This window comes from Prauserella oleivorans (assembly GCF_042685745.1).
Taxonomy (GTDB): domain Bacteria; phylum Actinomycetota; class Actinomycetes; order Mycobacteriales; family Pseudonocardiaceae; genus Prauserella_A; species Prauserella_A oleivorans.
In genome coordinates this window covers 5,536,990-5,549,329 of record NZ_JBHUNT010000001.1, presented here as the reverse complement: position 1 = coordinate 5,549,329, position 12,340 = coordinate 5,536,990, and the positions used below count along the sequence as shown (strand labels likewise).

12 protein-coding genes and 1 pseudogene are annotated in these 12,340 nt (G+C 73.6%); 8 read left to right on the top strand and 5 right to left on the bottom strand.

Features of this window, described 5'->3' with window-relative positions:
- Positions 1–173: 173 nt before the first annotated feature.
- The gene (locus tag ACFSZT_RS27215; protein WP_377393576.1) at positions 174–1,178 is read left to right on the top strand and encodes a potassium channel family protein; all 1,005 of its coding nucleotides are present in this window, start codon (positions 174–176) and stop codon (positions 1,176–1,178) included.
- Between the two features lie 104 nt (positions 1,179–1,282).
- Complete coding sequence (locus tag ACFSZT_RS27210; RefSeq protein ID WP_377393579.1) at positions 1,283–1,720, top strand: hypothetical protein; 438 nt, start codon at positions 1,283–1,285, stop codon at positions 1,718–1,720.
- Positions 1,721–1,772: 52 nt separating this feature from the next.
- On the opposite strand, the gene ACFSZT_RS27205 is transcribed toward ACFSZT_RS27210, so the two are convergent.
- Positions 1,773–2,888, bottom strand: a complete 1,116-nt coding sequence (locus ACFSZT_RS27205) for a neutral zinc metallopeptidase (protein ID WP_377393382.1) — start codon at positions 2,886–2,888, stop codon at positions 1,773–1,775.
- Positions 2,889–3,020: 132 nt separating this feature from the next.
- On the opposite strand from ACFSZT_RS27205, the gene ACFSZT_RS27200 reads away from it, so the two are divergent.
- From ACFSZT_RS27200 to ACFSZT_RS27180, 5 genes are read left to right on the top strand one after another with little or no spacing between them, the layout of a single operon-like run.
- Positions 3,021–3,974, top strand: a complete 954-nt coding sequence (locus tag ACFSZT_RS27200; protein ID WP_377393385.1) for a YciC family protein — start codon at positions 3,021–3,023, stop codon at positions 3,972–3,974.
- Complete coding sequence (locus ACFSZT_RS27195; RefSeq protein ID WP_377393388.1) at positions 3,971–4,606, top strand: DUF4129 domain-containing protein; 636 nt, start codon at positions 3,971–3,973, stop codon at positions 4,604–4,606. Before ACFSZT_RS27200 ends, ACFSZT_RS27195 begins: the two co-directional genes overlap by 4 nt.
- Positions 4,603–5,688 carry a DUF4350 domain-containing protein gene (locus ACFSZT_RS27190; RefSeq protein ID WP_377478371.1) on the top strand — a complete coding sequence of 362 codons (1,086 nt, stop codon included), beginning with the start codon at positions 4,603–4,605 and terminating at the stop codon, positions 5,686–5,688. The genes ACFSZT_RS27195 and ACFSZT_RS27190 overlap by 4 nt, the downstream gene beginning before the upstream one ends.
- Positions 5,685–6,650: an AAA family ATPase gene (locus ACFSZT_RS27185; RefSeq protein WP_377393394.1), complete on the top strand. Its 966-nt coding sequence runs from the start codon at positions 5,685–5,687 to the stop codon at positions 6,648–6,650. The genes ACFSZT_RS27190 and ACFSZT_RS27185 overlap by 4 nt, the downstream gene beginning before the upstream one ends.
- Positions 6,650–7,945 (top strand): DUF58 domain-containing protein, encoded by a 1,296-nt coding sequence (locus ACFSZT_RS27180; protein ID WP_377393397.1) that lies wholly within the window; start codon positions 6,650–6,652, stop codon positions 7,943–7,945. Before ACFSZT_RS27185 ends, ACFSZT_RS27180 begins: the two co-directional genes overlap by 1 nt.
- Positions 7,946–8,002: 57 nt before the next feature.
- Here ACFSZT_RS27180 and ACFSZT_RS27175 read toward each other — a convergent pair whose 3' ends face one another.
- Both ACFSZT_RS27175 and ACFSZT_RS27170 read right to left on the bottom strand, forming a co-directional pair.
- Entirely contained in the window at positions 8,003–9,061 is a 1,059-nt protein-coding gene (locus ACFSZT_RS27175; RefSeq protein WP_377393400.1) for a class I SAM-dependent methyltransferase, read from the bottom strand.
- A gap of 10 nt (positions 9,062–9,071) precedes the next feature.
- Positions 9,072–10,080, bottom strand: a pseudogene (locus ACFSZT_RS27170) (stage II sporulation protein M).
- Positions 10,081–10,133: 53 nt separating this feature from the next.
- Between ACFSZT_RS27170 and ACFSZT_RS27165 the strand changes: the two are divergent.
- Positions 10,134–11,093, top strand: coding sequence for an RDD family protein (locus ACFSZT_RS27165; protein ID WP_377393406.1), 960 nt, complete (start codon positions 10,134–10,136; stop codon positions 11,091–11,093).
- Here the strand turns inward: ACFSZT_RS27165 and ACFSZT_RS27160 are convergent.
- Both ACFSZT_RS27160 and ACFSZT_RS27155 read right to left on the bottom strand, forming a co-directional pair.
- Entirely contained in the window at positions 11,077–11,892 is an 816-nt protein-coding gene (locus ACFSZT_RS27160; protein WP_377393409.1) for an SDR family NAD(P)-dependent oxidoreductase, read from the bottom strand. The two genes, ACFSZT_RS27165 and ACFSZT_RS27160, sit on opposite strands and share 17 nt — an antisense overlap.
- A 21-nt stretch (positions 11,893–11,913) precedes the next feature.
- Positions 11,914–12,237, bottom strand: coding sequence for a hypothetical protein (locus ACFSZT_RS27155; protein WP_377393412.1), 324 nt, complete (start codon positions 12,235–12,237; stop codon positions 11,914–11,916).
- Between the last annotated feature and the right edge of the window lie 103 nt (positions 12,238–12,340).

Sequence of the window (12,340 nt, the reverse complement as noted above, 5' to 3'; positions counted from 1 at the left end):
GGAGGGACCGTTTGGGTGGTGGGGGGAGACGGAAGATCGAGTCGGCCCCGGAGGGACCGTTTGGGTGGTGGGGGGAGACGGGAGGGCTAGAGTTGCGGAGCGTGATCAAGGGTCTGCTCCGGCAGCGGCCGCTGTCCGACCAGCCGGGCCACGCGCTCGTCGGCGTCATCCGGATGCCGGATGCGAAGGTCAGTCCGCTGAACGCGATCGTCCGGCGGATCGTCGGCGCGCTGCTGTTCCTGTTCGCGGCGGTGTTCATTGTCTACCTCGACCGCGACGGCTACCGCGACGCGAACGGCGACGGGCTGAGTTTCCTGGACTGCATCTACTACGCCACCGTGTCGCTGTCGACCACCGGCTACGGTGACATCTCGCCGGTCACCAGCACGGCCCGGCTGGTCAACATCGTTGTCATCACACCGCTGCGGGTGATGTTCCTGATCGTGCTGGTCGGCACCACACTGGAGGTGCTGACCGAGCGTTCCCGCCAGGCGCTGCGGATCCAGAAGTGGAGGAACAGGGTGCGGGACCATGTCGTGGTCGTCGGGTTCGGTACGAAGGGCCGCTCGGCGATCAACGCGCTGCTCGCCGAGCAGGACGTCGAGCCGAACCAGGTGGTCGTGGTCGATACCAACCAGCAGGCGCTGGACTCGGCGAGTGCGCTGGACCTCATCACCGTGCACGGCAACGCGACGCGCTCGGACGTGCTCCGGGTCGCGGGCGTGCAGCGGGCACGGGCGATCGTCATCGCGCCGAACCGCGACGACACCGCCGTGCTCGTCACACTCACGGCGCGGGAGCTCGCACCGAAGGCGAGCATTCTGGCCTCGGTGCGGGAGGCGGAGAACGTCCACCTCCTCAAGCAGTCCGGCGCCGACCAGGTGGTGGTCTCCAGCGAGACGGCGGGCCGGCTGCTCGGCATCGCGACCCGTACCCCGCTCGTGGTGGACATGGTGGAGGACCTGCTCACCCCCGAGACCGGTCTCGCCATCGCGGAACGCCCGGTGGAGCCGTCCGAGGAGGGTGGGTCGCCGCGGCACCTGCCCGACATCGTGCTCGGGCTGGTGCGCGCGGGGCAGCTCTACCGGGTGGACGCGCCCGAGGCCGACGCGATCGAGCCCGGCGACCGGCTGCTGTATGTGCGCAAAGTCGCGCCGCCGGAGAACCGGAACCGCTGATCGCGCGGTCGTGTGATGTTGCGGGTACCGCTGGTTTCTGTGCCGGCGCGTGAGGATCTGGAACGATTGGCGCCGTGCGGCAGCGAGTGAACACAGGGCGGCACATGCCGCCGCTCACCTGGCGGGTTCTCGGCGTCGCCGCCGTCACCGGCATCCTGGTCGTGCTTCTGGCGTGGTGGGCCGGTCCGTCGCTGTTCGGCAGCGCCCCCGAAGCGGAGACCCGCACCGTCGAGGCCACGGTGACGCTGCCCGCGGAGTGCACCAACCCGAACGCGGAGGAGACGGTCCGCTTCGAGCTGGACGGGGCCACCCGCAACGGCACGCTGAGCGGCTGCGGGCACAACCGGGACGAGCAGGTCGAGATCGCCGTGCCGCACGATCCGCCCGACGGGCTCATCGACGTGCAGCTCGCCAGCACCGCTCCGGGCACCAGCGACCTGCGCAGGCCGGTCGGTCTCGCGCTCCTGGTGCTCGGCTGCGCCGCCGGCGCCACCTACGCCTACCTGCTCGCGCGGGGGCCGCGCCGGCTCGCGCTCGCCTGACCCGGAACACGCGAGCGGCCCGCCACCTCGCCGCCTCTGCTTCCGGACGGACTCAGGCGACGTCGGCGCTGGAAGCGGCGAAGGTATTGCAGTCGACGATCCGGTTGTCGTAGGCACCGGCCCGCCACCAGGCGGCGTAGTTGGCGTTGCTGCCGTGGTCCTGGGTGCCCGAGGTGTCGTCGCCGCGCGTCTCCTGGTCGTACCAGGCCTTGTCGTACATGTCGCGGGTGATGGAGCCGCCCCGGTCGACGTGCGCGCCCAGGAACATTCCCGAGAAGCACTGCGCCTGCAGTTCCTTGCGCCGCGACATCTCGAGCCCTTCGGGGCTGTTCTGGCCCGCCGCGTAGATGCGCTCCCACGCGGCGTCCATGATCCCGGCGACCTCCTGCACGTGGTGGCCGTACTCGTGGGCGAACAGGGCCAGGTAGACGCCGGGGTTGTCGCCGTACTGGTCGGTCTGCAGGCCGGCGAAGGGCACGTAGAGGTTGTTCTCGCAGTAGTAGGCGGCGGTGGCGATGCCGACCTGGATCGTGCCGCACGGTGTTCGGAAGCTCTCGCCTGCCGGGAAGTGCAGCACCGGCGAGGAGAACGGCAGGTTGTAGTACTCCAGGAACGGGCCCCATGCCGCGTCGAGGCAGTCGGCGGCGGCGGTGAAGAAGGCCTCGGCCGCGGCCGGGGTGCTCTGCCAGGCAGGCAGGTGGCACGCGCGGTTCTGCAGCCCCGCGTTCGGGTCCTGCAGGATGGGGTGGTCGGCGAGCTTGAGGATCTTGCGCGGACCCTCGGGGGCGCTCACGCTGCTGCTCGACGTCGACGTCTCGCTGCTCGTGGTCGTCGTCGTGGTGGTCGGCGGCGTGCTCGACGTGGTGGTCGTGGTGGTCGAGGTGGCCGTGCTGCCTGCGCCGTTGTTGGTGTAGCCGTAGGCGGAGTTGTCGTCGTCGCCGCCGGAGGCGAGGGTGACCACGAGCACCGACGCCAGCGCCAGCAGTGTGACGGCGCCGAGGGCCACCGCGATGATCGGTCCGCGGTTGGGCGGCCGCGGCGGCGGATATCCGGGTGGCGGGTAGCCGAACCCGGCCTGACCGGGGTAGGGGCCGGGCGGCTGGTGGCCGTACCCCTGAGGTCCATGAGGCCACTGAGGGCCCTGCGGCCCTTGCGGCGGTTGCGTCATGTGGTGTCCCCGGCAGTAGATCGACTTCGGCGCATCAGCATAACGACGGCACCCCGGGCGCAGGCGTGGCTTCGGCGAACCGCGGCGAAGCGTGGCACCCGCCCGGTGGGCCGGGAATGCGAGGATTGGCCCATGAGTGATTCCCGTGGCTGGTCGTCGCCGGACCCGGACGACGGGCCCGCGCGGCCGCAGCAGCCGCCTCAATACCCGCGCCACCCGCAGCAGGGTGGCCAGGGTTTCCGCGGGCAGCCGGGTGTGATCCCGCTGCGTCCACTGGGAGTCGGCGAGATCCTGGACGGTGCGATCGCGACGATGCGCAAGCACGCCGGCATCGTGTTCGGCTCGTCGGCCGCCGTCGCGCTGGTGAGCGCGCTGCTCTTCCTGGCCGCCGACCTGTGGGTGCTCGACCGCGTGGAACCGGTGACGATCAACCCGAACGCCAGCGAGCAGCAGCAGCTCGAGCAGTTGTGGTCGGCGCTCGGTGACGCCCTGGCCGCCAACAGCGTCGTGCTGGTGGTCACGCTGCTGACCCAGACGTTCCTCACCGGGCTGCTGATGGTGGTGGTCGGCAAGGCCGTGCTCGGCCGGCGGATCACGTTCGGCGAGGCGTGGGAGGAACTCAAACCTCGGCTTCTGCCGCTGCTGGGACTGACCGTGCTGGTGGCCGTCATCGTGACGGTGGGGACGTTCCTGTTCATCATCCCCGGCATCGCGGCGTACGTGTTCCTCAGCCTGGCGACGCCGGCGCTCGTGCTCGAACGCGGCCGGGTCGGCATGTCGCTGCGCCGGTCCACGGAGCTGGTGCGCGGCTCGTGGTGGCGGGTGTTCGGCCTGCTCGTGCTGGCCATGCTGATCGCGTTCGTCATCAGCCTGGTGATCCAGCTGCCGTTCGGGTTCCTCGGTGGCGCGGACATCGGCCAGGACGCCTCGGTCGGCCAGTTGCTGATCGGTGAGCTCGGCTACGCGGTGGCCTCGACCATCACGGTGCCCTTCTCCGCCGCGGTGACCGCACTGATCTACATCGACCAGCGGATGCGCCGGGAAGGTCTCGACCTGGAGCTCGCGCGCGCGGCCGGCCAGGCATGACCGCGCGGGCAGGCGTGCCCGTGGACGTCGGACGGGACGACGCCCGCCGCGCCGCCGCCGAGGAACTGGCCGACCCGGTCTACGCCGAGGCCGAGCCGTCACTGCCCGCCCGCGTCGTCGACTGGATCGGCGACCGGCTCGCCGACGTCTTCGGCCTGCTCGGTGGTCTCCCGCCGGGTGGCGGCGCCGGCCTGCTGGTGCTGGCCGTGGTGCTGGTGGTGCTCGTGGTCGTCATCCGGCTGCGGGCGGGCCGCATCGCGCGACCTGCCCGGCTCCGGCCGGGCCGGGTGTTCGACGGCACTGTGCGGACCGCGGCGGCGCACCGGCAGGCCGCCGAGGCCGCCCAGGCCCGCGGCGACGCCGACGAGGCCGTGCGCGAGTGGTTCCGCGCGATCGTCCGCTCACTGGAGGAACGCGGGGTGCTGGACGAACGCTCCGGCCGGACCGCGACCGAGGCCGCCACCGAAGCCGGGCGGCAGCTGCCCGCCGAGGCGGCCGGGTTGCGTGCGGCCGCGGCGCTCTTCGACGACGTGCACTACGGCGGACGGCACGCCGACCTGGCCGCCTGCACGCGCCTCGCCGCGCTCGAGGAAGCCGTCCGCGGGGCCCGTCCGAGGCCGGTGCCGCGGTGACCACCTCCGTGTCCGCCGACGCCCGGGCGGTGTGGCGCGCGGCGCGCACGCCCGTCGTCATCGTGGTCCTCGTGTTGCTGACGGGCGTGGTGCTGAGTCTTGCCCGCAGCGGCGGCGACGGCCGCGACCTCGATCCTGCCTCGGCCGAGCCCGGCGGCAGCCGTGCCCTCGCGCGGCTGCTCGCTGCCCAGGGCGTGCGGGTGGAGCCGGTGACCAGCAGCGCCGACGTCTCCGCGGCCGGGGCCACGCTGCTCGTGACCTCGCCCGGCCTGGTCGCGGACGCGGCCCTGCGCACGCTCGCGGCCGAGGCGGCGTCGGTCGTGTTGATCGCACCCGATCAGCGGGCGCTCGACGCGGTCGCTCCCGGCATGACGGCGGGCGATGTCCTCACCACCACGACCAGGCACCCCGGCTGCGGCCGAGCCGACGCGGTCGCGGCCGGACCGGTGACGCTCGGCGGCACCGCCTACCGCGCACCGGCGACGTGCTACGACGGCGCGCTGGCCGCCTCGGACGCCGTCACCGTGCTCGGCAGCGGCCACCCGCTCACCAACACCGCGCTGGACGACGAGGGCAACGCCGCACTCGCGCTGCGCCTGCTCGGCGGCCACGAGCGGCTCGTCTGGTATCAGCCGTCGGCGGGCGACCCCGGGCTGCGAGGCGGCCAGGAGTCGCTCTACGACCTCCTGCCCGGCAGCTGGGTGTTCGGCGCCGTCCAGCTCGGGGTCGCGGCGGCGCTGTTCGCGCTGTGGCGGGCGCGCAGGCTCGGCCCGGTGGTCACCGAGCCGCTGCCGGTGGTGGTGCGGGGTGCCGAGACGGTGGAGGGCCGGGCCCGCCTGTACCGCCGGGCCGGCGCCCGCGACCACGCCGCCGAGGCGCTGCGCCGGGCCACCCGCGACCGGCTGCTGCCCGCGCTCGGGCTGCCCGCCGACGCCGAGCCCGAGGCCGTGGTCGCCGCCGTCGCGGCGCGGACCGGCCGCGACGCACACGACGTGCTGTACGGTCCCTCACCCGCCGACGACGCCGCGCTCGTGCGGCTCGCCGGTTCCCTGGACGCACTCGAGAACGAGGTTGGTCAGTGACTGCTTCCGCACCGGGCGATCCACGCCAGGCACTCGTGGCTCTGCGGGCCGAGGTCGGCAAGGCCGTCGTGGGCAACGACGCCGCCGTCACCGGGCTCGTCCTCGCGTTGCTCTGCCGGGGCCATGTGCTGCTGGAGGGCGTGCCGGGCGTGGCGAAGACCCTGCTTGTGCGGGCTCTGGCCGCGGCACTCGAACTACGCACCACGCGCGTGCAGTTCACTCCCGACCTGATGCCGGGCGACGTCACCGGGTCGGTGGTCTACGACGCGCACACCGCCGAGTTCTCCTTCCGCGAGGGCCCGGTGTTCACCAACCTGCTCCTCGCCGACGAGATCAACCGCACCCCGCCGAAAACGCAGTCGGCGCTGCTGGAGGCGATGGAGGAGCGGCAGGTGTCGATCGACGGCAAACCGCACGCGCTGCCCGACCCGTTCGTCGTCGTCGCCACCCAGAACCCGGTGGAGTACGAGGGCACCTATCCGTTGCCGGAGGCCCAGCTCGACCGGTTTCTGCTCAAGCTCACCATGCCCGCGCCGGCGCGGGAGGACGAGATCGCGATCCTGACCCGGCACGCGGCGGGGTTCGACCCCCGTGACCTGGACGCCGCGGGCGTGCGTCCCGTCGCCGGAGCCGCCGACCTGGAGGCCGCCCGCGCCGCCGTCGGGACGGTGGCCGTCGGCCCCGAGGTCACCGGCTACATCGTCGACCTGTGCCGGGCCACCCGGCAGGCCCCGCCCGTGCGGCTGGGCGTCTCGCCTCGCGGCGCGACGGCGCTGCTGGCGGCGGCCCGCGCGTGGGCGTGGCTGTCCGGCCGCGCGTACGTGACCCCGGACGATGTGAAGACGCTCGCCCGCCCCGCACTGCGCCACCGGCTGGAGTTGCGGCCCGAGGCGGAGCTGGAGGGGGCGAGTGCCGACGGCGTGCTCGACCGGCTCCTCGCGACCGTCCCGGTGCCGCGCTGATGGCTCTCACCGCACGGGCCGGGCTGCTCGCCCTGGTGGGCGCGGCCGTCGTGGCGTTGCTGTGGCCGTCGTGGGCGGGCGTCGTGGCGGTGTGCGGGGTGGTGCTCGCGGCGATCGCGGTGGACCTGGTGCTGGCGGGCAGCGTGCGGACGCTGACGTTCACGCGTTCCGGCGCCGGCACGGTACGGCTCGGCGAGGACGCCGAGGTGTCGCTGCGCGTCGCCAACCCGGGTCGCCGTCCGGTGCGGGGGATGCTCCGCGACGCCTGGCCACCCAGCGCCGGGGTGGTGACCGACCGGCACCGGCTCAGCGTGCCCGCCGGGCAGGCGCGCACGGTGGTGACCCGGCTGCATCCGACCCGCCGCGGCGACCGGCGCGCCGACCGCGTCACCGTCCGCGCCGTCGGCCCGCTGGGCGTGGCCGCCCGGCAGGGCTCGCACGACGTGCCGTGGGCCCTGCGCGCGCTGCCGCCGTTCCACAGCAGGCGCCACCTGCCCGCCCGGCTGGAGCGGCTCCGCGAGCTCGACGGCCGTCGGGCCGCGCACGTCCGCGGCCGGGGAACCGAATTCGACTCGCTGCGCGAGTACGTCGTCGGCGACGACGTGCGTTCGATCGACTGGCGAGCGACGGCCCGCGCGCCGGAGGTCATGGTGCGCACCTGGCGGCCCGAACGTGATCGGCACGTGCTGCTCGTCCTCGACACCGGGCGCACGGCCGCGGGGCGGGTCGGCGACGGCACTCGGCTCGACGCCGCCATGGACGCGGCACTGCTGCTGGCGGCGCTGGCCTCCCGGGCCGGTGACCGCGTCGGCCTGCTGGCCTACGACCGCCGCGTGCGGGCCGCCGTCGCGGGCGCCTCGGCCGCGGAGCTGCTGCCCGCGCTCGTGACGGCGATGGCTCCGCTGGAACCGGAACTGGTGGAGCCGGACGCGCGAGGCATGGTCGGCGAGGTGCTGCGCCGGGTTCGACGGCGTTCCCTCGTGGTGTTGCTGACCGGTCTCGACCCGGCGCCGGTCGAGGAGGGCCTGCTGCCGGCCCTGCCGTCGCTGACCGCACGGCACCGGCTGCTCGTGGCCGCCGTCGCCGATCCCGCCGTCACGCGGATGGCCCGCGCCCGCGGCGACGCCGAGGCCGTGTACGGGGCGGCCGCCGCCGAGCGCACCCTGGCCGAGCGCAGGCACGTCACCGCGCTGCTCGCCCGGCACGGCGCCGACGTCGTGGACGCCGAGCCCGACCGGCTGCCGCCCGCACTGGCCGATCGCTACCTGGCGTTGAAGGCGGCCGGCGAGCTGTGAGCGGCGCTCATGGTGACGCAGGCGGCAGACACGGCGACCGGAACGGCAGACACGCCGTCACGCGGGTTTGCGCGTGACGTACACGGCGTCCAGTGGATCGTCGGGCACGTCGTGCACGTCCACGGCACCGAACCCCGCGTCGGCGAACATCGTCTTCGCCAGCTGCTCGCCCCACACGGTGCCGAGGCCCGCACCGCGCCGCGCGAGCGACACCGTCATGCAATGCAGGGTGCTGATCGAATAGAGCAGCGGGGCGAACGGGTTCTGCAGGTTCGCTTCCAGATCGGTCGCCGCCTTGGTGTCCATCATGACGAACCAGCCGCCCGGTTCCAGGACCTCGTGCACCCGGCGCAGGACCGCGGCGGGGGTCGCCTGGTCGTGGATGGTGTCGAAGGCGAACACGGCCGTGAACACCGGGTCGGCGGGCAGCTCGGCGACGTCGAGCACCTCGAAGCTCACGTTGGTCAGGCCCTGGTCGGCGGCCTCGGCGCGGCCCTGCTCGATGGCGTCGGCGGCGAGGTCGAAGCCGGTGAACTCCGACGCCGGAAACGCCCGCGCGAGCAGGGTGAGCGCGTGCCCGGTGCCGCAGCCGATCTCGGCCGCACGCACGCCCTGCTCGAGCCGGCGAGGCAGCTCGCCCGTCACCGGCAGGATCGCGGTGAGCAACTGCTCGTCGAACACGCCACGGCTCAGCCCGTCCATCACGGCCGTGAACCGGGGCCGGAACTCCTCGTAAGGCACCCCGCCGCCCTCGCGGAACGCGCGTTCGACGCCGTCGACGTGCTGCCCGAGCAACGTCGTGGCCTCGCTGAACGGCGCGAGGTTGGCCGAGGCGGGACCGGTCAGGCACACGGCATGCTCGGCGGGCAGCGTGAACGCCGCCGTGGCCGCGGCGTAGTCGAGGACCCCGCTGGTGGCCATCGCGCCGAGCCACTCCCGCACATAGCGTTCCTGCAGGCCGGCGCGGGTGGCGAGTTCGGCACTGGTCGCGGGGCCCTGCGCGGCGGCCTCGAACAGGCCGGTCCGGTGTCCGATGGCGATGAGATCACTGAGCAGGGCACCGGTGTAGAACCCGAACAGCCTGCCGGCGAACTCCTCGACGCGCTGCTTGTCCATGACGGCCTCCTCACCCGGCCGAAGGAACGATGTCGCCGGCGTGGCGGGTGTCCACGTCGCCGGTCTCGCCCGCGTGGGCAGCGCGCCTGCCGAGCACGAACACGTAGCCGAGGAAGGCGGCCTCGGCCACTACGCCGATGCCGACCCGCGCCCAGGGGGGGCAATCCCGACGGTGTCACGAAAGCCTCGATGACACCAGATACCAACAGCACGCACACGAGGCCGAGCGCGAGCGCCGCCGCCGACCGGCCTGCCCTGGCCAGCGCCACCGTGCGCGGCAGGCCCCCGGGGTCGATCACCGTCCAGCCGAGCCGCAGCCCCGCGCCCGCGGCGACGAAGACCGCCGTCAGTTCGATCAGGCCGTGCGGAGCGAGCAGGCCGAGGAAGAACTCGCCCCGTCCCGCGGCCGACATCAGGCCGATGCCGACGCCCAGGTTCAGCGCGTTGAGCCACAACACCAGCAGCACCGGAACGCCCAGCAGCACCCCGAGCAGCAGGCAGGCAGCGGCCACGCGGGCGTTGTTCGTCCACACCTGCGCGGCGAACGACGCGGCCGCCTCGCTCGAGTAGTAGGTCTCGTAGTCGCCGCCCGGCCGGGTCATCGCGCGGATCTGCTCGGGCGCCGCGATGGTCGCGCGTACCCGTTCGTCGCCGGCGATCCACACGGCGAGCACGCCGGTGACCACGAGGAACACCGCGGCGGTCGCGCCCCACCACGCGCGGCTGAGGTACAGCGCGGCGGGGAACCGGCGCGAGAAGAACAGCGCTGCCTCGCGCCAGGCGGGGTTGTGCGTGCCGGTGACCGCCGACCGCGCCCGCGCGACCAGCGACGACAGCCGCGCCAGCACGGCCGGGTCGGGTGCCGTGGAACGCAGGATCGACAGATGGGTGGCCGCGCGCTGGTAGAGCCGCACCAGCTCGTCGGCCTCGGCGCCGGTCAGCCGGCCCGCCCGCTGGACGAGGTCGGCGAGCCGCTGCCACTCGGCGTTGTGGGTGGCGACGAACACGTCGAGGTCCACGCGTACACCCCTGCCGCTCGGTTGGCGCCGTCGTCGCCACGATACTGGGCGGTGTGCCACCCGATTCCGATCTCGTCACCGGCGACGCCGTCGTGCTGGAGCTGCAGCTCGCGCGCTCGGCGAGCCGGGCCGTCGCGTACGGGATCGACGTGCTCGTGCAGGTGGTGTCGCTACTGCTGCTCGCCGTGATCTTCGCGGTGGCCGGCGTGCCGGACGACACGGCACTGCTGGTCACCGTCATCACGGTGGTGCAGCTGGGCGTGCTCGTCGGCTACCCCGCCGTGTGCGAGACGCTCACGCGCGGCCGCACGCTCGGCAAGATCGCCTGCGGACTGCGGGTGGTGCGCGACGACGGCGGGCCGATCCGGTTCCGGCACGCGCTCGTCCGCGCGCTCGCGGGGGCGTTCGTCGACTTCGGACCGTTCGGCGCGTGGAGCGTCGTCGGGTTCATGGCCTCACTGGTCTCGCGCCGGAGCAAGCGGGTCGGTGACGTGCTGGCGGGCACCGTGGTGATCCGGGAGCGGGTGCCGAGCGCGGACCCGGAGGGCATCGCGATGCCGCCCGCGCTGGCGTCGTGGGCGGGCGCGCTCGATCTGGCCGGGTTGCCGGACGTGCTCGCGCTGCGCTCCCGCCAGTACCTCGGGCGCTACCATGAGCTCAACGCGGGCGCACGGGAGAGAGTGGGCGGTGAGCTGGCGGCGCAGGTCGCGCACCGCATCGGCACGCCCGTGCCGCCCGGTACCCCGCCGTGGGCCTACCTCTCCGCCGTGCTGGCCGAGCGCCAGGCCCGCGAGTACGCGCGCGTCTCGCTCGCGGCGCCCCGCCGGGAACTCGGTGCTCCGGCAGCCGGGTGGACCGCACCGGAGCCGGACCGGCGAGGCGCGGGAGGCAGTGAGAGGTGGCCCGCACCCAACGCGGGAAGCGCCCAGCCCGGCCGGCCGGAACCCGCACCGGAACCTGACCGCAGGCACCCCGAATCGCCCGGCGACACCCCGTTCACCCCGCCGAACTGAGGGCCTCGGCGATCAGCCGGTCGCTGAGCTCCCGCAGCCGCTGCCGGGCCACCGGATCCTCGGCCTGCCGGTGCGGGTGGGCCGGGCGCAGGCCGTTGAAGAAGTGGCCGGTGACGGCGCCCAGATCGGGGTCGGTGATGAGCCGCAGGGTGGCCTCGGCGCCGTCGCCGACACTGTTCAGCGGCGTGATCCCGGCCTGCCGGACCATCGTCGTGTCCATGTAGGTCGCCGGATGCAGCGCGTTCACCGTCACACCCGCGCCGTGCAGCTCCTCGGCGAGGTCGATGGTGAACATGACCTGCGCCAGCTTGCTCTGCCCGTAGGCGCGGGTGCCGCTGTAGCGGCGGCGCAGCAGCGGGTCGGCGAAGTCGATCTCGTGCTGGCCCGCCGAGGCGACGTTGACGATGCGCGCGGGTGCGGCCAGCAACGGCAGTAGCTTGCGGGTGAGGTGGTAGCCGGCGAGGTAGTTCACGGCGAAGCGCAGCTCGATGCCGTCGGCACTCTCCTCACGCCGGGACTCGTCCGCCCCGAAGCCCACGCCGGCGTTGTTCACCAGCACGTCGAGCCGCTCGTGGCGCTGCGTGATCTCCTCGGCCAGCCGCTCGACCTGGCGCAGGTCGGCGAGGTCGGCCCGCACGGTGTCGACGTCGAGCTCCTCGCGCAGCGCGGCCAGCCGGTCGAGGTCGCGGCCGTGCGCGAGCACGTGCGCCCCCTGCCGCGCCAGCTCGGCCGCGACGTGGCGGCCGAGCCCGCTCGTGGCTCCGGTGATGAGGATGGTCTGTTCGGACAGTGGTCGCATGAGGCACCTTCCCTCCCGGCGTCACCCCTCGCGCAGCAGACCCGGCCTGCTCGCGGTGCGCTCCATGTCGTAGGCAAGGTTCTCGCCCGCGAGCGCATCCCGCAGCGGGGCGGCACCCATGAGGACGAGCGGGATGTCGCGGTCGGCGAGCACGTCGGCGAGGTCGGCGAGGTCGAGGAGGTTGGCGAACAGCTGCCGCACGTCCGGGGAGCACCCGGCGAGTGCACGCCATCGCCCCCCGGGGCTCGGGCCGCGGAAGAACTCGTGGACGTGCACGCGGTGCGCGGGGCCGCCGGAGGGCAACACCAGACGGCACAGCCACCCGGAAACATGTGCAGCGGCCACGTTGCGTCCGGTGGCGGGTCTCGCGGGAGCCGCCCCCTCACCAAGATCACGCTATCGGCGCCTGACCCACGGAACCGCACGCTGAGACCACCGGCACTCCCGT

Excerpts from the sequence above, each read along its gene's own strand:
- ACFSZT_RS27215 (WP_377393576.1), top strand. The coding sequence starts at position 174 with ATGCCGGATGCGAAGGTCAGTCCGCTGAACGCGATCGTCCGGCGGATC.
- ACFSZT_RS27210 (WP_377393579.1), top strand. The coding sequence starts at position 1,283 with ATGCCGCCGCTCACCTGGCGGGTTCTCGGCGTCGCCGCCGTCACCGGC.
- ACFSZT_RS27205 (WP_377393382.1), bottom strand. The coding sequence starts at position 2,888 with ATGACGCAACCGCCGCAAGGGCCGCAGGGCCCTCAGTGGCCTCATGGA.
- ACFSZT_RS27200 (WP_377393385.1), top strand. The coding sequence starts at position 3,021 with ATGAGTGATTCCCGTGGCTGGTCGTCGCCGGACCCGGACGACGGGCCC.
- ACFSZT_RS27195 (WP_377393388.1), top strand. The coding sequence starts at position 3,971 with ATGACCGCGCGGGCAGGCGTGCCCGTGGACGTCGGACGGGACGACGCC.
- ACFSZT_RS27180 (WP_377393397.1), top strand. The coding sequence starts at position 6,650 with ATGGCTCTCACCGCACGGGCCGGGCTGCTCGCCCTGGTGGGCGCGGCC.
- ACFSZT_RS27175 (WP_377393400.1), bottom strand. The coding sequence starts at position 9,061 with ATGGACAAGCAGCGCGTCGAGGAGTTCGCCGGCAGGCTGTTCGGGTTC.
- ACFSZT_RS27160 (WP_377393409.1), bottom strand. The coding sequence starts at position 11,892 with ATGCGACCACTGTCCGAACAGACCATCCTCATCACCGGAGCCACGAGC.